Raw genomic sequence first — 22,154 nt, 5'->3', positions numbered from 1 at the left:
GATTATTTAAAATTGACCGGATAACTGAACGGAACGATTTGGCCTTTGGCAGCTTTTGGAAACTTAAATGTTTTCATCGTCAGAACTACACATTGTTGTACGTTTAGATCTGTAAGCGTTGATTGCTCATCGTTAATTTTAATTCTTTGAATTGAAGCGTTGTCGTTAATTTCTAAATCCACAACAACTGTTCCTGATACAGCTGTTGCCGATTTTTCACTGCAGCTTTGCAGTTTGGCTAAATTCTTTTTTATTGGTTTTTGAAAACTTTCAGTGTTTTGCGATTTTGCGAATGAAAAAAGTGATACAAAAGTGATTGCTAAAGAAATTAAAAATTTGTTTTTCATTGTGAAATTCCTGTTAAAATTTTTGTTCTCAACGTCTCAGCGTTATGACTCTAGTTATAACACATTGATACGTAAGTTGAACCATTTCCGGACGTTTGTCGGCGTTAAAAAAAATTGGTTATGAATTCCTGTCATTGTTCAGCAAACTAATTTGGTCTTCATTAGAACACACGGAGGGAAGATGAAGTTTTCTTTATGGAACGTATGTAGGGTAGGATTGGTCTCGTCAGTTTTAACATTAATGGCTTGTACAGGTGGAGGTGGCCGCGGAGTTGGCGGCACTGGGTTAGTGATCAGTGGTCAACTTGGTGGCTCGTCGTCAATGGCCTTAAGTAAGATGTCTTTAAAGTCATCTGATATGAGTGCTTTCGCAGATGGTTTTGATGATTTAGAAATCGTAGCAACGGCTGCGACTGAACCTCCGACAACAGCGACAGGTTCTGTCGATGCTCAAGGTAACTTTTCAGTAGATCTTGGCAGTGGTGCTGCGGGTACCGCAATCACTGTTACCTTTGTTGATGAAAATACAGAGGCTGTTGTTGCTGAAGTGAAATTCACTGATTCTTCAAAAACAGATTTAAATGGTAATCCGAAATCTGATTCTGCGGTGGTAGCCACAGGTAGTATGGATTTAGGCAGTATCGTTTTAGCAGAAGATGGAACTGTAGAAGTTCCGAAAGGTTCTGTAGCAGCTATTCAGCAAGATACTCCGGTTGCTGCTGCTTCAGCATTTAATCCAACAGGTGAATGGACTATGGATGCTTATGAAAAAGTAGGCGCTTCATTTACTGTGGGTGCACAAGATCCTGATGATCCAGGTATGCCTCACATTGGTTTTAAACTTTCTTTAGCTCGTTTTGACGGTAAAGAATTTACACCTAACAGTGGCTCTTGCGTGAAAGATGCAAGTGGCACGATGACTTCTTGTCCGGTAACAAGTGGTACCGTGGGAACTGCTGATCGTTATGCCCTTTCAATTTGGGGTGGCGATTATGCAAATTCAATTGGGGCTTGTGGCGGAAACACAGGTTTTTCTGCTGACGAAGCTCGCGGACATGGCCGCATTCACATCACAACTTTACCAACTGTAAGAGCTGCTTCGGGAGCGATGAATTTTGGACCTTACGTTTGGTCAACAACATCTGATTGGGGTGGCATGGGCGCAGCTCCGTACGACCAACCTTGGATGACAACATCTGGTACTTTGGCAAAAGCACAACACGAAGAAGCTGATTGCCGTCCGATGTTAGTTTCAGGAACAACAAAAATATACAACGCGTGGGCTTGTAAATCGAAAGTTTACACAGGCGCATGGCCGGGATCTCCAGTGTCGGCAGGAACTATTGCATGGCATGTGGGTATTCAAGGTGGCGGTTGTTTTAACGATGCGACACAAAAACCAGTGAATGTAACTAACTGGAATACTATAGGTAACGCTGCTCAATGTGATGATAATGTGGCTACTCAATACGGCACAGGCTTTCGTGAAAATGAATGTCATTACACAAATGTGGATCCTGATGGTTCAGGTCCAATGGGTAACATCAATATGACATGTAAACATATTGGCGGACAATTTACTGATGCCGGCGGAAATCCATCATCAACACAGTACACGCCAGGAAGCGGCGAATACTTAGGTCGACCAGAAACAATCTTAGCGCAAGATGCAGCTTGTAGTTCAGCAGGCAGTGGATCAAATGCTGCGATCTTAGCTGGTTACCGTTGTTATGCGAATGCTTACTGGAGAGCGCGCGACCAAGCTTCAGGTGGTGGTTGTGAACGTGAATATAGATTTAACTGGCAAGCGGTTAACCCTTGGGAATTCGTAAGCCGTGATGACTTTAAAGGTCGTCCAAAAAACGCTTTCATTACAAACATCTTAAATTATGCAGCCGATGGAAAATCAGCAACACTTGAAGATGAAGAAACAGAAAGTATGACGGTACCAACTTCGGCAAATGGTTCAACGTTCTGCCGTGTGGTTCGCAAAACACTTCTTTCTTTCAAATCAATTACTGCGACAAAAATGTTAGTCGAGCTTAAAGAAAGTGGTCGTATGGCAAGCACTGATGCGGCTTGTGTGGCTGCGGCCAATGCTGCTTTGACTTCAAGTCAAGAAACAGAGCTTAAGTACACATTAACGCCAATGACTCTGTATTTCTACTTAAACAAACTCTAAAATTAAGTCAGAAATAACGTTTCTTATAAAAAAGCCGGCTGTAAAGCTGGCTTTTTTATTGGGTTTAAGTAATGATCGTACTTAAATGTATCGTAATGTCCGCGCTTTTTTTCGTTTATTGTTATTCGTTTTCGTTATTTCTAAATACGTTATCGAAGGTTTGTTCTTTTATTTTACGACTCGCGATCCAGATCGCCGTCGTGGAAAATTAACGGTGCACGCGCACCGTACTGGAATTAAGTTAGCTAAAATTTTTGGTGTTGAAGTGATTTGTAAAAATCCGATTCCGCATCATGAAAAATCATTATTAATCGGCAATCACGTAGGCTTTATCGATATTCTTTGTCTTGAAACTATTGTGCCTGCGGTTTTTATCACTTCGCGTGAAATGCGCAACACACCAGGCCTGGGATTAATTTGTGAAGTGGCCGGATGCACTTATGTTGACCGCGTCAACCGTATGAAAATTCATGACGAGCTTAAAGATTTAATCACCGTTTTAAAAAAAGGTTTTCGTGTTGTACTTTACGCTGAGTCGACAGCTTCAAATGGCGAAAAAGTTTTGCCGTTTAAAAAAACTTTGATGATGGCTGCGGGCTTAGCTGACGTGCCGATTCGCCCCTTTGTATTTAACTTTCGTTCTGTGGACGGTGGGCCGGTGAAGTTTAAACACCGCGATTCACTCTGCTGGTACGGCGATATCGGGTTTCTGACTTCAATTTGGAGATCGTTACAACTTGAAACACTTGTCTGTGAACTAGAGTTTTTACCCTTGGTTTATACTAAACCTGAAGACGACCGCTCGGAAATCGCAGCGAAACTTCACGCGATGGTTTCAGAAAAATACGTTCCATTTAAAGAATCCATGTAGGCTAACACAGAAATATCTAAATAAACTTAGTTTTAGATTTGTTTTTACCGATAAAAGTCTTGGCAATCAGCCTTAACTTTTTCGGAAGAGTCGTGTCGCTGACACGCAGAAGGAACAAATGACTAAATCAAAAAATTATAAGCTTGGCAAAAATTTGTTTAAAACTTACTTCAAACCTGTTGGTAAAGGTTATGAAATTGGTTTTACGTATAAAGGCAGAAACTTTTTTACGTCAAATTTTGTAAATAAGCCAGAAGCTGTAAAGTGGTGGGCGTACTTCAATAAAGAAATCACAAGCTTTTCTAAAAAACACTGGGTTTCTAACAAAATGCCATTCATGTGGTATTGCAACTTTATGAACAATCACATGTATAAGACTTATTATTCTTGGTTAGATAAAGTATTTGATAAGCACGAAGTGGCTTACCATTCAGCTTTCAAAAAGGATTACAAACAGTTTATGAAATTTAAACAAAATCCTTCGCACGAAAGGCCAACTCAAAAATCTCCGTACTTCAGAAAAGTAGGCTAGCTTTCTTTAAACCACGAACTGAATTAGCGACGTAAAGTTCGACTGATTCAAGTTCGCTGGTTGGTAAAGATCTTTCAGATAATTTAAAGGTTCTGTCATCTAAGGTGATAGAACCTTTTTTTATGTGATGCGCACGATACACGCTGTACATGCCGCCATCACTGATCGGCGGGGTAAAGAATTCGCCATCCTTTTTATAAAAGACGCTGTAAATCGAAGCTTCTACTACACGGCCTTGCTGATTCACCACTAAAACATCGTCAGCTTCTGCGCTTTTGTTTTTAAGAATATTATCCCAAGTGCTGCGTTCGGTGGTTTTAAACTGCGGTAAGAACTTATCGAAGGCTATGAGCTGTAAAGCCACTTCATCGTTCTTCTTTTCAAGCAGAGTGATCTCAAGACGGTAAGTAAGGTTTTTATTAAAAATAGCGCGTACTTTATAAGTATCTGCGGTTTTAATTTTTTCACGCAGCTCTTGCTCAATTTTTTGATAAAGGTTCTGCACTTGGTACTTATCAATTTGCACCATTTGGTCACGAAACGCTAAGAAGGTTCGTTCGATATGTTCTGGTAAGTAACTAATGCCATCACTAAAAGCCAAAGTATCAACAATAGGGGTGTATTCGATAAATAGATTTAAGAAACTGCATTTCGTTAAGAACTCATGCCATTCACGGCGCGGTTCTGAATCAAACACAATCCCGCAACCAGTAAAATAATACAGCTGACGCTTTTTCTGGTAGCTGCTGCGAATGGCGATATTTAAACAGAAATCATCACCTTTCCACCAGCCAATAGATCCGGTGTAAAAATCGCGGTGATAATTTTCAATTTCAGCAATTTTTTTAAGGCTTTCTTTTTTAGGGCATCCTGAAATCGAACCACCGGGAAAAGTTCTAGCGACAATTTCACTGAATTTTTTTGAGGTGTTAATTTCAACTTCAGAATAAGTGTGCGCTGTGTATTTCAGATCCATGATCTGACGGTGAAAGTTCACACGCGAACTGTCGTTATACTTATCACAAGATAAAGTGTTTAAATCGTTACGCAGAAGATCTACGATCATTGAAAGCTCAGCATTTTCTTTACGGCTATTCTGCAATTCAGGCAATGCACGGCCTGAAAGTAAAGTGCCCTTGATGGGTTGAGTGATTACTTTTGGGCCCAATTTTTTTAAAAATAATTCTGGCGATAAACAGTGAATGGCTTCTTCATGTCCTAGTGGTAAATAAGCACGGTAATCGCCGCCTACATCTGAGACATGCACAAAGCTACTTAAAAGACTGTGGCGTTCTGGGGCTTCGGCCTCAAGGGCTGCAGTATAATTCATCTGATAAAAGCGACCGCGGCAAATATCTTCTTTGATCGACTGAACATTTTCTAAAAAAACGTTTTCACGTACCGTTGGGTAATACGCCGGGCGAGATGTCATTTTTTCAGGATACAGATTTTCTAAATCTTTTTGCGTCACAAGTTCATAACTGTTTAAAACAAAAACTTGCGCCTTTGGGGTTTTAACATAAGTCTTGCACGTATCATTTGAAAACGGCGTTTCTAAAGCGGCAAAATTAATTTTTACCACTTTCATTTGGTCAGCGTAGTCTTTTTCAATCTGCTCTAAAAAGAAAAGCGCATCATGTTCATCACTGCATGAAATTAACTGGTAATCAGTGCTGTGAATAAATTTTTTATTTTCATAAAAACAAATTACCGGCTGCATAGGTCTACCGCCGCTTGTAAAAATGTTTCTGGCTTTTCAGTTAAAAACGATTCGGGATGAAATTGCAGGCCTAACCATTTTTTATTTTTATGGCGCACAATCATCGGAATATTTTCGCTCATCGCAAGAACTTCAAATTGATCGGCCATATCACATTTTAAAGAATGATAACGAGCCACCTGAACGTGATTGTAATTTATATTCTCAGATGTCAGTGCGCTGGTTTTACCATGCACAGGCGGGTAGTAAGCTTGCACCTGTCCATTTTCGATTTCGTTCATCATCTGCATGCCTAAGCAAATTCCGAGAACAGGTTTGTTAGAAGGCAGATTTTTTAAAAACGTTTTGCTTTGTGGGTAATCGCCCGGTGTCTTAGGACCAGGTGAAATAATCACTAAATCGTAATCTTCAGGTTTAATTTGTGAAACTTCGCTGCAATCAACCACAGAAACAGCAAAGCGTGATTTAAGCCACGCTTTGATATTGTAAGTAAATGAATCGTGATGATCGATTAATACAGCTTTTAACACCCAGCTATACTATCTGAATTTTACTTCAAACTGTAGTCCATTGTTGGCAAAAATTTTGTAAGGGTCAGAATCAGCTAAAGCGCTATCTTGAAGGCTTACAAGGTATCTGCCTTCCATAGTACGGTCGACAGTATAGTCAGAAGCTTTGGCTTTAATGCCGTTTAACCAAACTTCAACCGATCTTGGGTCAACCTGACCTAATAGAATGGGCTTTAAGATAATCGAATCTTGCAGCTTCTCATAGATATACGATACCTTAATGACTGAAGCCTTACCCGGAGCTTTGTCAAATTTAAGTTTACCCTCATTCGTTAATTGAAAGCCTTTAGTCACAGCAACGCCATCGACTAAAATTTTTAAAGAATTTTTCTTAATTTTTTTATTTAAAGATAAAGCGAATTCTTTTTTATACTCTGCACGACCGTAAGGTAAGCTTGAATTAAACTGTAAATTTTGAATAGTCCCTAAAGAAGGATTTAATAATTGCACCTGAAAGCTACGTAAAGCTAATTCCAGTGATGGATTTAAACCTGGGATTTGATCAGCCACATAAGTGATAGTGAATGTCGTATTCACGTTCGTTAAGATACGATTTAAGATTGTATCTAAAGTGATTTTTCCAGACATTAAATCAGCAAAGTTAAACCATTCACCTTGGCTTAAGGCCACGATGCCTTTTTCAGAACCGAAGTTTTTATCATAACCCGCTAAAGACGGAGTCGCCGCGAACACTTTAACTTTAGAGGCGGCTAGTGCTGATTTAACTTCAGCGTATTGCGGAGCTAAAGCACCCACAGCGCCGCTATTACCCGGTGAATATAAGAAACCATCATCCGTAATCAAAATGGCAAAACGTTGGTTATTTGTAGCCCATGGTGCTGAGGCTGTATCAATTAGTGCACGCATTGGGTTCTCATTTAAATCTTTACCGCCTGGATCTTGCGAACCTTTTAAAGCTTTAAGTTTAGTGATCTCAGAAATTAATTCGTCAACTTGCGCCACCGTTGAAGGATCAGACGGGTTGTTATCATAAAACTTATCACAACGGCGAATTGTATAGTCACCAAAAGTCACTAAGCACATACGTGTGTGATAACCAGCTTCGCGCGATTTTTTAACGAAGTTAGTTAAACGCACTTTCGCTGATTCAATAGTGGCTGACATTGAACCTGTGACATCCACGATAAAGGCGATATCAACAACTTCTTTTGTTTCTAAAGTGTTTTTAGATAAGTTAAACGCGTTGACCGGAATGATATCTTCTAAAACAAAGAGATCGTTCTTATTTAATGAATCTAAAAGTGATCCATCTGGTTTTTTAACCTGAAATGAAATCGCCGTAACGTTTTCATCTAACGAATCTTGCGTCAGAGTTTGTTGTGATTCAGAGAGTTTAAAGAACTCATTAACCTCTCCTGTTAAATCTTGTGCTGTATTGTCGATAGATGGTGCTGGCGTGAAACTCATTTTCGATTTACATGCAGTTAGAGTTAACATTGCCATCGCTGCCACGAAGAATGTGATTAGATGACGTGTGCTTTTCATTGGTCCCTCCCCAGGGTCTTAGAATAGAAGCACTAAACTTTCGGCGGGCCGTTAGCTGGACTAAAGATGTGTGGAACACTATTTTTGCACTGCATTTTTTCAAATATGTCGAAGTTATTAGCGAAAAAAATCAGTTTTAGAAGATTATGTTTAAAAGTGTCTAGTCAAAGAGCCAGATCTTAAACTTTCAAAAAATGGGGGTAGACAAAGTGATAATTTACACGTTATTTATATATGTAAGTAATATGTAAATAAGAGGAGGAATTCGCATGGGTTATAGACACAAAACATTAACATTTACACACAGACTAAACATAGCCATTTGGTTCGCTCAACTGATGTTAAGTGTGGTGTTCCTCCTAAATTAAAGGTCTTAAAAAACGAGAACTTGCTCCTTAAGTTTGTCATCAAAGCCTGATTTTTTGATCACAAGCTGCAAACGTTGTGACTCTGGTACTCTCTGTAACGTTTGCTCTGACACAGCGGTTTCAAAACCATCCGCCCATCCCTGTAATTTGGCCGCTGTGTTTACGGTTTGCCCGAAATAATCTAAGCCCACGTTCATATTCACACATAAAACCTGACCTATATGAAATGATGTGCGCAAAACTAAAGAGTCTTTATTATTTTTAAACGCAGAATGAATGTCTTGATTCGCTTTAAACGCTAAACTGGCATCCGTAAATGCGGCCATCACCGCATCACCGATAAATTTAACCACGACGCCATTATGTGCCTTAATGATATTTTCAATTTCAACATAGTGATCTTGAACAGCGATGAAAGCTTTGTTGTCGCCTAAGCGTGTATACATCGGCGTTGATCCGACAATGTCAGTAAATAAAATGATTTGTTCACCGATATCTAGCTTTACACCGCTTTTTAATAAATCATCATTCACTAAAGTGCGAATGTGGGTGTTACTTAAAGCTTCACCGGCTAAATATCTTTCATTACTCCAGGCTAGGCTTTCAAAAACGAAAAAATCTTTTTCTGAGCCAGAGTAAGAAATTTCAGTTTCACCAGAGGCTAAGGTCATTTGCGGCTGTTTAAAATCTAAATTTACTTTTTGTGTTGAAGATGTTTTATCTTCAACTTTAATTTCACATTCTTTTTTGCCGTGTAATGTGCGGGCCCGGTAAGTTCCTGGTTTTAAATCAATCTTTGCCGACTGCATTTCGCTAAGTGGCCAGTTCATTAAGATATGCGATTTTTTCGCAGGCTCTGCCGCACAGTAAGTTACACTTCCGATTTCGCGAAACTTGGATTGTGGCTTGAACGTCACTTCAATAGATTGATCAGATTGTGTTGAAAATTCCAAATCACAAGAGTGACACGTAGTGCTTTCGGCCACAAAACGAAGTTTCGAAGCTTCAAGTTGTGGTCCACGGCAATGAGGGCAAATCACATCCCACGTTAAAGCTAAGTATCCACTTTGCGTGAGTTTAGTTAATTGTTCGATCACTTCATGTGTTTTAAGCCCAGTCTCTTTGGCCGTTTTTTTCGGATTAATTTTATGAATATCTAAGGTATCAGAAGCGATCAGGTAGCGTAGAAGTGTTTTTAAAATTTCAGGCTTTGAACTTTGTGCTTCTTTGACAATTGCTTCGATAAAATCTTTATCTTGCGCAGTTAATTCTCGTAACGGTGTTAAAGCTAAGTTCTTAGCTTGTGCATTGGCGAAATAGATTCGTTCTTGGCTGTGCACGTACTCAGTCATCGCTTTTTTTAAAAACTTAGCTGACATTGGCCCAATCACAAAACGAAGCAAAGCTCCACCGTACCAAGTAAAAGAAACTTCAACCTGATTTAAGCCATCCGAAGTTTTTTCTGAAAGAATGCGAAACTTACCGGTTTGTTTTTGCATCAAACCTTTTTTGTAGATGCGCTCTTGATTGATTTCTTGATTCACAATCCAAGTCCAAGGCGATTCAACCCATTCTTGCTCTTGGCCTAAAACATGAGTGCGTACAACGCGTGAACCGTTTAGTTCAGCTTCTTCCCAAGCGGGAAGACCCATGGTTTTATTCATGCGTGAAGTATCAGACATGACCGCCCAGAGGCGGTCGATTGGAAGTTTAGTCGTAATGATAAATTTATTTTGGTAAATCACGGTGGTTCCGCTTTACCATTTAGGCGTTGCCAATTTCCAGCTCAGAAGTTTCTGCGCCAGATTTAAGACCTTTTTTCTTCATCTTTTCAACAAGAGTCGTGCGGTTTAATCTGAGTAACATCGCCGCTTGGTTTTTATTCCAGCCCGTTTTTTCTAAGGCTTTAATAATTAAAGCATTTTCAAACTGGTCGACAGCATTATTAAAATCTAAACCTTCTTCAGGAATATCAATTGAACCGGTTTCAGCATAACAAGCCGCTGCTGATTTGTATTTAGCCGGTAAATCTTGCGGTGCCACTTCGCCAAAGCCTTTAAGAATAGATAAACGTTCAACTAAGTTTTCTAATTCACGAATATTTCCTGGCCAAGCGTAGTTAATTAAACAATTCATCGCTTCAGGAGAAAACCCTGAGATGGTTTTTGTTTTATTTTTATTAAAGTTATTTAAAAAGTGATTCAGTAAAAGAGGAATATCTGTTTTACGCTCACGTAATGCTGGAATTTGAATCGGAATAACATTTAAACGGTAATAAAGATCTTCTCTGAATTTACCTTCTTCTACGGCTCTTTCTAAATCTACGTTAGTCGCTGTGATAACACGTACGTTAACTGACACAGTTTTAGTTGAACCAACAGGTTCGAATTTCTTTTCTTGCAAAGCGCGTAATAGTTTTACTTGTAAGCTCGGTTCTAAATCGCCGATTTCATCTAAGAATAATGTGCCTTCATCAGCTAATTCAAAACGGCCGGCACGGTTAGCGATTGCGCCTGTGAAAGCGCCTTTAACGTGACCGAATAATTCAGATTCCAATAATTCAGAAGGAATCGCACCGCAGTTAATGGCGATAAAAGGGCCTTTAGCGCGCGGAGAATTATAGTGAATAGCTCTGGCGATTAATTCTTTACCAGTTCCTGATTCACCTTGAACTAACACGGTTGAATCAGAATCAGCCACACGTTCAACTAATGAAAGACACTCTTTAATAGATTGGCTTTCGCCGATGATTTGCGTGAATTTGTATTTAGAAGTGATTTCTTGGCGTAACTGGATATTTTCTTGCTGTAAAGATTTGTGATCTAACGCTTTATCCACAAGGCTAATAAGTTCTTCTACATTAAAAGGCTTAGTTAAGAAGTGGTAAGCGCCTTGCTGAGTCGCTTTAATAGCTAAATCAATAGAACCAGAACCCGTTAAGATGATGACTTGAATTTCTGGATACAATTGTTTTAAGAAAGTCATGAACTCCATGCCATCGCCATCTGGTAAATTCAGATCAACAATAGCTAAATCAAATTTTTTATCAGGAGCACAGAAGTTTTTCGCTTCATCAATTTTTTGAGCTGTAACGACATTATGACCTTTGCGATCAAGTAAGCGAAATAGAGCGGTTCTTAGTGTTGATTCATCATCTAAAATCAAAACTCGGCTGGTCTTCATGTACTTCCTTCCGTGGAGGTCGCGTGGTCAAAGATCATCATGATCTACTTGATTATCCTAATCTAATTTTTGACGGAGGTGTCAAAAAAACTTAAGCCAGGACTGCATTTCAGGACTTTGGAAGGCCGAGTCGTGCTGCTAATTTTTATGCATTTTTCTTAACAAATTAACTGCGACTAGCCTTCGGTAAAGTCATACGCATTGCGACCCACGAGGCATTCGGTTCGGTTAATTCTACTTGAAACCCTTGATCTATTAAGGACTTATGAATCACCAGAAAGTATATATTCTTGTTCTTTTGTTCATCGTTCAGCGGTCCGATGTTGGACTGTAAGTCTAAATGAAAGTTGATTTGGTCCTGGGAAAATTTTACCTCTATCAATCCGGTCTGCGTATTTTTCTGCAAGCGCACGCGTCTTAGGCCTTCAATAAAAAAGTTAAAAATAAGGTTTAATGAATCGCGAAAGTTTGAGCGTGAAACCGTGATGGAATCAGTGATTTGATCTAAATTCTGCACCACCTTGATGTTTTCAATCTTAAACGCCAACTCATTCATTTTTAACGATTCTAAAAGTAAATCTTTAAAAAGAATGTTTTCTTTTTCTTGCGTATACGGACGGCGCGAGAAGATCAGAAGATTTTCAATAATCTGCTTCATACGCTGGGCGGCCATATTCATATCTTTTAATTCACCTTGCAGAGGATGTTCTTTATTTAACTCCATCTGAAGAATTTGAATGTAAGAAATGATTCCACCCAGTGGATTGTTTAATTCATGCGCAATTGATGAAGAAATAAGGCCTAGCTCTTTCATCTTCGCTGTTTGGCTAAGACGTTGTTCGAGCATTTTTTCTTCAGTGATATCTACGTAAAAATGCACCCAGTGGCTGTTGCGGTCTTCATGGCCCGCTAAACGCTGTGATTGCACATTGTGAAATGTCGTTGTTGTTTCAGTCTGCGTTTGCACTTGAAAGTTTGTGCCGAATTTACAGCCCACGCACGGTGATTCGCGGTTAAACATCACTTCATAACATTTAGGATTTTCACTTTTAACCGGGTAACGGTGAAAAGCTTTGTTGGATTCTAAAATACGGTAGTCTTTGTTAACCACCAGAAGCGGGTAGGCCGTTGAGTTAAACGCGGTCGAGACAATTTTTTCTAAGTGCTGTTGTTCACTTAGCGATTCAGCCTTAGCTAAATTAAAATGAAGGGCATCAGACACTTTCTGAAACATTTCGTTATCAGAGCTTCTGAAGGGGCGGTTATTGCCTTTCATAAAATAAATATAATACTTCGAGCACTGCTTCTTTACAAAAAAGCTAGGCAGTTGCGTCTGTAAGTCTTTTTCAAAGTTTTCAGCTAAGTAATCAGGAATAATTTTAATCCACGTGGCCGCTGTGGCTTGAGGTAATAACTCGTTCAGTAAAGTTTCGATGCGGGTCACATCGTTTTCTTCAGAAAGACTGAATAAAATCTTACGCAAAGATTCGATACGGTTATTGACCTCTAAGATTTTTTGTCTGCGGTCGATCAGCTCTTGCTGGTCTTGAAAAATCTGTTGGCGTAACGAAGCTTTGATCTGTTGGTCTTGATCGATCAATTCAGATGTTAAACGTCTTTTAGCTTCGTTTTGTCTTTGTAAGTCTAAATTTTCAAGCTGGGTAAAAACTAATTTTTCAGTCAGTTCATTTTTATTTAAAACCTGATCGGGCTTAAATTGATTATATAAATCAGCGCTCACTTGCGCTTGTTCATTTTCAAACACCAGATAGCAGTAATTAAAATTAATCTGCGAGCGAACCTTAGCTAGATCTGGTAATTGTTTTTCACCGACGATTAAAATATCGGTACTGACTTTGTGATCGACTGATTTCAGGTAAGGGGATTCAAGTAAAGAGTAAGCAAAACCATTTTGGATTAATCCATCAAGTGTGTGATTCGGCGAGGCAACGGCGACACGACACTCTAAAGTTGGCATGCGGCAATTAACTCCTGATGGGTTTTGATATGAAAGTGTGGTTGAAATTCAGGCTCTTTAGGAACTGAACCGCGGTCTTCACCAAATTCAAAATAACAAGCCCAAGCACCGATTTGGCGGGCGTCTTTAATTTCTGATGATAATGAATTGCCAATGCAAAGTAATTCATCGGGCTTGATGCTATCGCCTTCTAAAATCATTTTAAAAGCGGTGAATTTTTTTTCAGAATTTAAGCTGTTTACGACAAATACTTTTTTAAAATAATCAGCAATACCTAAGCTTTTAATTTTTGCGGCTTGGGCATCTTGAAAACCGGCCGTCACTAAGTACAAGTTATACTTTTTTTGCAGCAGATTTAGATTGTCTAAAGCGCCCGGTAAAAGGTCTAACTTTTCAGGTAAGCGGGGGTGATAAAAAGCCTTGTTTGCTAGCTCGACAGCGGCTTGTGTAGCTGCAGTGCCGTATTCATGAGCTAATTTCTTAAATACGTCTTTGTGGGAAATAGTACGGATTAAACTTAGACGGTGCTCTTCGCAGGTTTTTAAATCTAAACGAAGACCAGCCTCGATCAGGATCTGAAAAGCATCCTGCGAGGCTTGAGGCACCAGAAGCCCAGTGGTGTCTAGTAAAGTGTCGTCTAAATCAAAAGCTATCGAGCGAATTCCCATTTAATATTCCACAATCCTTTAACAATAACTGTGCCTGCAAAGTCACAATTTGCCTAGTTCTAAAAAAGAATTTGGCTGACGAAACGCAACGAAATAAATATGATCTTATGTCGAAGACATAGGTATTATTGTTTTGAGGAGTCTATGACTAAAACTACTGCAATTATTTTAGCTGGCGGCCAAGGCACACGCATGAAAAGCCCTCTACCAAAGGTGTTACACCCGGTTTCTGGGCAGCCGATGATCGTTCGTATTTTAAGCCAATGTTTAAAAGCTGAGATCGAAGAAATTCGTCTGGTGGTTGGTCACGGCAATAACTTAGTAAAATCTGTAGTAGAGCCTTTAGGTGTTGCGACGTATGTGCAAGAAAAACAACTAGGCACAGGCGACGCTGTTAAATCGGCGCAAGTAGATTCCATCGAAGGTGACGTTATTATTTTAAATGGCGACCACCCTTTAATCACCGCTGAAGATATCAAAGGTTTTTTAACTGACTTCCGCGAACGCAAATTAGATTTAGCGGTTGTGTCGGTTGAATTAGATAATGCCAAAGAATTCGGTCGTATCGTTCGTCAAGGTAATCAGCTTAAAGCGATCGTTGAAGCCAAAGACGCTTCAGCTGAAACTTTAAAAATCAAAGAAGTAAACACTGGTATGTACGTTGTGAAAGCGGCGTTACTTAAAAAGTTTTTACCACAAATTAAAAATAACAACTCTAAAGGCGAATTTTATTTAACAGATTTAATTTCAATCGCGTTAGATAACAAATGTGCCGTTGATGCCATCGTGACTAAAAACAAACACGTTTCTCACGGTGTAAATAACCAAGTTGAGTTAGCAGAAGCCACAAAGTATGTGTATATGCAAAAATGCCAACAGCTTATGGCTGAAGGTGTGATTATCTTAGATCCGAATTCAACATACATCGAAGAAACAGTTGTTGTTGGTGCTGGCAGCGTGATTTACCCGAATGTTTTTATTCGCGGTAAAACAGCGGTGGGCCCTTTCTGTGTGATTGAACCAAACGCGTTTATTTCTGAAGCTATTTTACAAGATGGCGTTCAAATTAAAGCGGGAACTTATATCGAATCGGCGGTGATAAAATCACAGGCCAAATTGGGACCTTATGCCCGAATTCGCCCCGACACAACAATCGGTGAACAAGCGCAAATCGGAAATTTCGTTGAACTTAAGAAAGTTAACTTCGGCAAAAAATCAAAAGCCGGGCATTTAACGTACTTAGGTGATGCTGAAATTGGTGAAGATGTAAACATCGGCTGCGGTACAATCACGTGTAACTATGCGGCTGATCGTAAAAAATATAAAACGGTAATTAAAGACCGTGTATTCGTAGGCAGTGACAGCCAATTAGTAGCTCCGGTTGAAGTTGGCCATGATGCGATTATTGCATCGGGCACGACAGTTACGAAAAACGTACCTGATGGAGCATTAGCTATTGGTCGCGCGAAGCAAGAAAATAAAGAAGGCTACGCGAAAAAATTTACGCCCGCAAAAAAGGATTAGTATATGTGTGGAATCGTTGGCTACTTAGGCCCTCAAGAACCTAAAAATATTATTATCGATGGTTTAAAAAAACTTGAATACCGTGGTTACGACAGTGCGGGTATTGCTGTTATTCATGACGGCAAAACAAAACGCGTGCGTGCCGAAGGTAAATTAAAAAACCTAGAAGACAAAATCGTTTCTGAACACTTTAACGGTCACTTAGGTATCGGCCACACTCGTTGGGCCACTCACGGTGCTCCGGTTGAACGTAATGCCCATCCTCACCAAGTTGGCGAAATCAGCATTGTTCACAACGGTATTATCGAGAATTATTTAGAAATCAAAGAAGAGTTATTAAAAAAAGGTGCTGAAATTAAATCTGATACAGATTCAGAATTAGTGGCGCACTTAATCTGGGAAGATATCCAGAAAACTCACAACTTACTTCAATCAGTAAAAAACACTTTAAATAAAATCGTAGGTGCTTTCTCAATTTTAGTAATGTGGGAAAAATCTCCGAACGAATTAATCGCTTTCAAAGATGGTCCACCATTAATCGTGGGTATCGGCGAAAAAGAATTTTTCGTGGTTTCTGACGTACAAGCAGCAATCAAGCACACGAAAAAATTCGTTTATTTAAACGACCGCGAAATCGTTCATATTAATAACGGTTCAGTTCAGTTCTTAAGTCAAAAAGGCGATGTTCTTAAAAAAGAAATCGTAACAGTTGATTGGTCTGCCGATCAGGTTGAAAAAATGGGTTACAAGCATTTCATGCTTAAAGAAATCTATGAACAACCAAGAGCGGTAGCCCAAGCGATTGCTCCGTATATTGATACAGATACACATTCTGTGCTGATGAAAAACATCGGTTACGATACAGCTGAAATGTATAAAAAAATCGACCGCGTATTTTTCATTGCCTGCGGTACAAGTTATTACGCAGCGATGGTGGGCAAATACCTGATCGAACAGATTGCGAAAATTCCCGTTGAAACAGATATCGCTTCTGAATTTCGCTACCGTAAACCGATTTTACCAGAAAACACATTAGTGATTACTATTTCACAATCAGGTGAAACAGCAGATACATTAGCGGCGATTCGTTTAGCTAAAGAACATGGCGCTAAAACGCTTTCAATCACGAATGTAGCGCATTCAACAATTGACCGCGAAGCTATGGGTCACATGTACATGAATACAGGCGTAGAAGTCGGTGTAGCAAGTACGAAAGCTTTCACAAGCACATTGTCGTTATTAAATATCTTAGCGGTACAAATCGCTAAAGCGCGCGGTGGAATTTCTCCGGTATCAGAGAAAGAAATCGTAAAAGCTTTATTAGCAGTGCCAAGCCAAATGGAAACAGTTTTATCTTACGATAAATACTTTAACGAAGCGGCTTCAAAACTTGGCGAATTCAAAGGTTTCTTATACCTAGGCCGTGGTGTTAGCTTTCCGATCGCTTTAGAAGGCGCTTTAAAACTTAAAGAATTAGCTTATATGCACGCCGAAGGTTATGCCGCTGGCGAAATGAAGCACGGGCCTTTAGCGTTAATCGACGAGAAAATGGCGATCGTGGTTGTGGCTCCAAGTGATGATTTGATCGATAAAACGATCTCTAATTTACAAGAAGCTAAAGCGCGCGGTGGAAAAATTATTTCTATCGGTACGGGTGAAAATGCAGCCTTAAAATCAATGTCTGAATTTTATTTATCGCTTCCAGCAGCTCTATGGACAACAAATCCATTAGTAGCCGTTGTGCCATTACAATTGATGTCTTACCACTTAGCAGATCATTTGGGTTACGATGTGGATCAACCTAGAAATCTCGCGAAGTCGGTAACGGTTGAGTAAAAAGATGTGTTAAAGCCTCGTGGTACATAAGAACGTTGTCGATAAAGTCGACCGTTTCTTCGCCACGGGCTAAACCATAAATAAAAATATCTAAATTTTCGTCGTTCTCTTTTTCAGGCAACAAGACTTTTAAATTCTTCCAACGATACGGGTCCATTGAGCGAGCTTGCGCTAATCTGTGAATATCGCGTAAGTGTGCGTAGCCGATGTTATAAGACGCTAAGGCTTGAATCCAGCGCTCGAAGTGCGTGATCTTTGTTGGCATCTTGTCATACAGGTATTGCAGGTAATACGAGCCACCTTGAATACTTTGAATCGGGTCTTCGCGGTCTGCAATACCTAAATGCTGGGCTGTTTGTGATGTTAACTGCATAAAGCCTTTAACGCCGGTATAACTTGTCGCTTCTGATTCCCAACGTGATTCTTGGTAGGCGACGGCTGCGATTAATAACCAAGGCACTTGGTATTTTTCAGAGTACTTAACGAAAACTTTCTTCCATTGCGGAAGTTTGGTTTTTACGTCGTTTTTAAAGTGTTTGTACTCTAACAACGACATCTTAAAGAAAGGCGCATCGTACTGGTCTTTAAAGCGCACCATTCTATTTTCGCGGATTAACTTTTGAAACCAGATTTGTACAAGTTTATTTAAGTCATTGGCGTCTTTATTGATGAGCCAAGCCAGCGGATAGATGTTTTCGCTTGTCCAGGCTTTCGCATATTTTTTATTTTCAACTTGGCTTGTTTTACTGAATTTACTTTCAGCCATAAAACAAGAGTTTTTAATTTGGTACGACTTTTCAGCGATAGATTCAAAAGAACCATCAACCACTGTGATACGGTCTTGTAAATCAGGCGCTGCTATTAAGAATTCTTTTTGTGCGAAGGCTAATTTAGCCGGAATAAAAACCTGCGAGATATTTTCACTGTTTTTGCAGAATAAAGAAATTTGCAAATCATCGTAAGCCGGGCTTTGTAATGAAAATGAACGGGTATGGCGAGACGATGTGCGTGTAATGGCCATTTCAATTTTGTTATTTTCAAAGTCAGAATTTAATTCTTCAAAAGAGGCGTAATTATGAATTTCAGCTTTTAAACCGTAATCTTTGATAAATGATTTTACTAAAGCTTCATCTAACGATTTGCCCGCGCGGTCGCGGTGAAGACCAATGTGAACGGTCGTCTGAGCCACACCAGAAGCGGCTTTGGATTCGTCTAAATAGACCCCGTGACAGCCATTGGTGATAAAAATCACTAATGTCGAAAAGAACAGCACTAGGGTAAAAGCTAAAGATTTAATCTTCATTTATCAGGCGTTTTTAGTGCATTTTTCACTCTCAAGGCACCCAAAAAAATTACAAAATGCACGTGTCGCTTATATTGGCACTGAGAGCTGCTATAGGGCTTTTCACCGATTTTCAGACACGTCGTGCAAAAATTTCCTTCTGGAAACTTCGAAAATTACCTGTGAGAATTTGGATGTTTCAAGAGGGGAAATGTCTATGCAATTAGGGTGGATTGAAGTTGTCGCGGGGTCTATGTACAGCGGAAAAACTGAGGAACTTATCAAACGTGTTCGCCGAGCCCAGTTCGCAAAGCAAAAAACTCAGATGTTCAAGCCGGCCTTAGATAACCGTTATCATGAAACAAATGTTTCTTCTCATGATCAAACAATGATGCAAGCGATTCCGCTTAAATCAATTCACGATGTTTGGAATCATTTAAAACCTGACACGCAAGTTGTAGGTTTTGATGAAGGCCAATTTTTAACTCAAGATTTCGTACAAATTGCTAAAGACCTTGCAGCTCGCGGCCTTCGCGTGATCATTGCAGGCTTAGATATGGATTGGAAAGGTCAACCGTTCGAACCAATTCCTACTCTGATGGCAATTGCTGAAGAAGTTACTAAACCACGTGCAATTTGTACGGTTTGCGGAAGCTTAGCAAGCTATACGCAAAAGTTACGTGGCAGTTCTTCGCAAGTTGAAATTGGATCGCAAGATAACTACGAAGCTCGTTGTCGTCTGCACTTTAGTCCAGTGATTTTGAACACTACAGTTAACGTTGTTATACCTAAGTCGAGTTTAGACACAGATATTGGTATTGTTTAACAATAATCATCTTTAAACATTCAAACATTGTTCTAGAATAAAAAAGTCTGCTTATTTTTATAAGACAAGGGGATTTTTATTATGAACAAAAAGTTTTTAGTGCTAGCAAGTTTATCGCTAGCTCTATCAGTGGGTGTTGTATCTTGTATATCAGCACAAAAAGGACCTGATCGTGAAATCGCTGCAGATTTCTGGAGTGATATTGCTGACCTATTCAGAACTAAAACTGAAGATTTCAGCGGAAACACACGTGCCCGTGAATTAGATACAGAAGATATCTTAAAGCGTGCAACTTCTGGAAAATTAGCTTTAACAGAAGGTGAAGTTCTTATCGATAACGATGCGGCGTTTGATTCTAAAGTAAACATGATCAGATCAGCGACGCGTTCAATCCGTATGTCATACTTTATTTATGCGGATGACGATTCTTCTTCTGTGATCACTTCTGAGTTAATCAAAAAAGCTCAGTCAGGTGTGAAAGTTAGCTTATTAGTAGACTTTATTACAAGCTATTCAAAATTAGATTTATTCCAAATGATGGTTCAAGAAGGCCGTGGAAACATCGATGTTCGTTTCTACAACTTCCCATCAATCCGTATTCAGTCTGATGCGGTTTACATGACATTACCATGTCCTGAAGTTGCAAATCCAAAATCTGACACTTGCAAAAAATCTAAAGACGCTGCTATGGCGAAAATGAACTTAGCTCAGCCTACGTTCTTCTCTAGCTTATTCTTAGCAGGTCTTTACAGCAAAAATGCTGTTCCGATGAAAGTGGCTTTAGGTTTAGGCGCTCAAATCGATCCGGCTAAATTAAAATCAAGCGGTGCTGAAACTTCTGAAGAAGATATGGCTCGCATGATGGAATTCTTAAAACTTTACTTCGATGCTAAAGTTAAAGGTAATATCGGTGCGATGATTAAATTAACGATCGCTATGTTCATGTACGGTGAAGAGTTAAATCCAATCGTAAATGAATTATCTGGCCGTATTCCTCTAGCTTCTGAAAGAGAAACATTACCAGGTAAGAAAACAACTCACGCGCAAGAGTGGGATCACTTAACAGATTACACGCATCATAAGTTAGTAGCGGTTGATGGTCGTGAGTTCCAATTAGGTGGCCGTAATATCGAAGATTCATACCACATGAAATCTCGTATCCCGGTTAAAGCAGGCGCAAAACCAAAAGGTAAATATATCTTCATGGATACTGACTTCCGCGCTGAAACAGCTCCGGGTGGTACAGCTTCTGTTGAAAAATCTTTTGATAGAACGTTTAACTTCCGTGAAATGGTTGCTCCATTATCTGAAGTTCAACGTGTAATGCCTTTAGATTTATCGGCTAATAACGAAGCTTTAGGTGAAGCGGCTGCTGGTTGTATGGCGCAAGCTCAATCGGGCAAGTTAACTCAAAGCATGGAATCTTGTGTTAAAGCGGGTATGAAAGCTTCTGCTAAATACATCTCTTTACAACAACGTGTTGCAGCTCAAAAAGCTTCTATGATCGAAGCAGCTCAAAACTACAATAATAACTACGCTCGTAACGGTAAAAAAACGTTACGTGATAATGTAAAAGGTGCTTCTTGGTCTGCTGATGTTAACAAATTATCAGCTAACGATTTACGTACTTCTGAAGTTTACTACGTAGAAAATACTTCATTTAACGTAAAAGCTAAAAAAGACGAAGATATCGTTCGTCGTGCCGGTTCAACAATCGGTGGCGAAAGATTTTACAACAAGCATATCCACGGTTTATGGTACCGCGGTTTAGAGAACGCTTGTTACGTTTCTAAAAAACAAAACAAAGATGTTCGTGTTGTAATGCATACAGCTTACTTATTCATGCCATCTGGTTTAATCCACAAATTAGCTAAAATGTTAAATGGTGACTACGGTGATTGTTCACGCGTACGTGTAACTTTATTAACAAACTCATTTGCTACAACAGACTTAAATGTGATCAACATTTTCGCCCGTTACCAAATGAACCAATTATTTAGCCGTTACCAAGGTCTTCAACAGTACGCTAAGAAAAACAATGAACGTCGTTTCTTCCCGACTTTAGAATACTATGAGTACAACGCTGAAGGTGCGGGTTTAGGTGTATCTTTACATACTAAATTATCATTATTAGGTGATGACATGATTATCGGTTCTGCGAATGCGGATGCTCGTTCGTACGCAATGGATACAAACAATGCTGTATTCATCAGAAACGCTCATGATCTTAACCGTGAGTACACAGCATTCATCGATCGTATCATCGGTGATAGCCGTAAAACTAAAAACTTAACGAATGAATACTCGTTCATGCAAGCGGCTCAGTTAAAAGCTGAAAACAACATGATCTTAGGTGCAATGATCTGCCGTTGGGATAAAAAATCTAGCTGCCATAATGCGGCTGATCCTAACAAATCAGGTGTGATGAATGCGACTGATATCCGTCAATCACGTTTCTCTCCAGAACGTATCCAGGAAATGTTAAAAACAATCGACGATATCGGCCAACGTATCTCTGTTGATACTTACCGTATCTTGAACTTCCGTAAAGAATTCAAGCAAGTTGAAGCTTATGATAATGGCCCTAAAGGTGCTAATAATCATGAAGAGCAATGGTTAGAAAACGAAATGAATGATCTATCGAATTCATTCGATGATTTATTCAAAGTTTTATAATTTGAGATTTTGACATAAAAATCATAAAACCCAGGCGGTGAAAACTTCCTGGTTTTTTTTATTTTTTGGCCGCTGCGCTGGTTGCC

Annotated in this window: 16 protein-coding genes; 7 read left to right on the top strand and 9 right to left on the bottom strand. The window is 39.5% G+C overall.

From position 1 onward, the window contains the following. Positions 1-2 precede the first annotated feature (2 nt). Positions 3-347 (bottom strand): AgmX/PglI C-terminal domain-containing protein, encoded by a 345-nt coding sequence (locus tag ACKWCF_RS14255; RefSeq protein WP_409478272.1) that lies wholly within the window; start codon positions 345-347, stop codon positions 3-5. Between the two features lie 181 nt (positions 348-528). On the opposite strand from ACKWCF_RS14255, the gene ACKWCF_RS14250 reads away from it, so the two are divergent. The 3 genes from ACKWCF_RS14250 (at position 529) to ACKWCF_RS14240 (ending at position 3,932) form a co-directional block, all read left to right on the top strand. Beyond that, positions 529-2,529, top strand: a complete 2,001-nt coding sequence (locus ACKWCF_RS14250; protein WP_409478271.1) for a hypothetical protein — start codon at positions 529-531, stop codon at positions 2,527-2,529. 85 nt (positions 2,530-2,614) lie between these two features. Next, entirely contained in the window at positions 2,615-3,400 is a 786-nt protein-coding gene (locus ACKWCF_RS14245; protein ID WP_409478270.1) for a lysophospholipid acyltransferase family protein, read from the top strand. 118 nt (positions 3,401-3,518) lie between these two features. Continuing rightward, entirely contained in the window at positions 3,519-3,932 is a 414-nt protein-coding gene (locus tag ACKWCF_RS14240; protein ID WP_409478269.1) for a hypothetical protein, read from the top strand. Here the strand turns inward: ACKWCF_RS14240 and ACKWCF_RS14235 are convergent. The 7 genes from ACKWCF_RS14235 to ACKWCF_RS14205 all read right to left on the bottom strand — a co-directional run bounded on the left by ACKWCF_RS14235 (position 3,916) and on the right by ACKWCF_RS14205 (position 13,924). Then, positions 3,916-5,652, bottom strand: coding sequence for a bifunctional chorismate-binding protein/class IV aminotransferase (locus tag ACKWCF_RS14235; protein WP_409478268.1), 1,737 nt, complete (start codon positions 5,650-5,652; stop codon positions 3,916-3,918). The two genes, ACKWCF_RS14240 and ACKWCF_RS14235, sit on opposite strands and share 17 nt — an antisense overlap. Beyond that, positions 5,640-6,182: a glutamine amidotransferase-related protein gene (locus ACKWCF_RS14230; RefSeq protein WP_409478267.1), complete on the bottom strand. Its 543-nt coding sequence runs from the start codon at positions 6,180-6,182 to the stop codon at positions 5,640-5,642. Before ACKWCF_RS14230 ends, ACKWCF_RS14235 begins: the two co-directional genes overlap by 13 nt. 9 nt (positions 6,183-6,191) lie before the next feature. Continuing rightward, positions 6,192-7,727, bottom strand: a complete 1,536-nt coding sequence (locus ACKWCF_RS14225) for a vWA domain-containing protein (RefSeq protein ID WP_409478266.1) — start codon at positions 7,725-7,727, stop codon at positions 6,192-6,194. Positions 7,728-8,100: 373 nt separating this feature from the next. Beyond that, the gene (locus tag ACKWCF_RS14220) at positions 8,101-9,840 is read right to left on the bottom strand and encodes an adenylate/guanylate cyclase domain-containing protein (RefSeq protein WP_409478265.1); all 1,740 of its coding nucleotides are present in this window, start codon (positions 9,838-9,840) and stop codon (positions 8,101-8,103) included. A gap of 19 nt (positions 9,841-9,859) precedes the next feature. Next, positions 9,860-11,278: a sigma-54-dependent transcriptional regulator gene (locus ACKWCF_RS14215; protein ID WP_409478264.1), complete on the bottom strand. Its 1,419-nt coding sequence runs from the start codon at positions 11,276-11,278 to the stop codon at positions 9,860-9,862. 166 nt (positions 11,279-11,444) lie between these two features. Further along, positions 11,445-13,256: a histidine kinase dimerization/phospho-acceptor domain-containing protein gene (locus tag ACKWCF_RS14210; protein WP_409478263.1), complete on the bottom strand. Its 1,812-nt coding sequence runs from the start codon at positions 13,254-13,256 to the stop codon at positions 11,445-11,447. Beyond that, the gene (locus tag ACKWCF_RS14205) at positions 13,244-13,924 is read right to left on the bottom strand and encodes an HAD family hydrolase (protein ID WP_409478262.1); all 681 of its coding nucleotides are present in this window, start codon (positions 13,922-13,924) and stop codon (positions 13,244-13,246) included. The genes ACKWCF_RS14210 and ACKWCF_RS14205 overlap by 13 nt, the downstream gene beginning before the upstream one ends. Positions 13,925-14,068: 144 nt before the next feature. Between ACKWCF_RS14205 and glmU the strand changes: the two genes are divergently transcribed. Beyond that, the gene (glmU, locus tag ACKWCF_RS14200; protein ID WP_409478261.1) at positions 14,069-15,448 is read left to right on the top strand and encodes a bifunctional UDP-N-acetylglucosamine diphosphorylase/glucosamine-1-phosphate N-acetyltransferase GlmU; all 1,380 of its coding nucleotides are present in this window, start codon (positions 14,069-14,071) and stop codon (positions 15,446-15,448) included. Between the two features lie 3 nt (positions 15,449-15,451). After that, positions 15,452-17,284, top strand: a complete 1,833-nt coding sequence (glmS, locus tag ACKWCF_RS14195) for a glutamine--fructose-6-phosphate transaminase (isomerizing) (RefSeq protein WP_409478260.1) — start codon at positions 15,452-15,454, stop codon at positions 17,282-17,284. On the opposite strand, the gene ACKWCF_RS14190 is transcribed toward glmS, so the two are convergent. Next, entirely contained in the window at positions 17,250-18,587 is a 1,338-nt protein-coding gene (locus tag ACKWCF_RS14190; protein ID WP_409478259.1) for a transglycosylase SLT domain-containing protein, read from the bottom strand. The genes glmS and ACKWCF_RS14190 overlap by 35 nt on opposite strands. Positions 18,588-18,777: 190 nt before the next feature. Between ACKWCF_RS14190 and ACKWCF_RS14185 the strand changes: the two genes are divergently transcribed. Together ACKWCF_RS14185 and ACKWCF_RS14180 are read left to right on the top strand one after the other, a co-directional pair. Further along, positions 18,778-19,392 (top strand): thymidine kinase, encoded by a 615-nt coding sequence (locus tag ACKWCF_RS14185; RefSeq protein WP_409478258.1) that lies wholly within the window; start codon positions 18,778-18,780, stop codon positions 19,390-19,392. Between the two features lie 81 nt (positions 19,393-19,473). Next, entirely contained in the window at positions 19,474-22,068 is a 2,595-nt protein-coding gene (locus ACKWCF_RS14180) for a hypothetical protein (RefSeq protein ID WP_409478257.1), read from the top strand. Positions 22,069-22,154: the final 86 nt, after the last annotated feature.

This window comes from Pseudobdellovibrio sp. HCB154, assembly GCF_046267985.1.
In the GTDB taxonomy this organism is placed as follows: Bacteria; Bdellovibrionota; Bdellovibrionia; order Bdellovibrionales; family Bdellovibrionaceae; genus Pseudobdellovibrio.
Note: the sequence above shows the minus strand (reverse complement) of the source record. Positions and strands in the feature narration are given on the sequence as shown.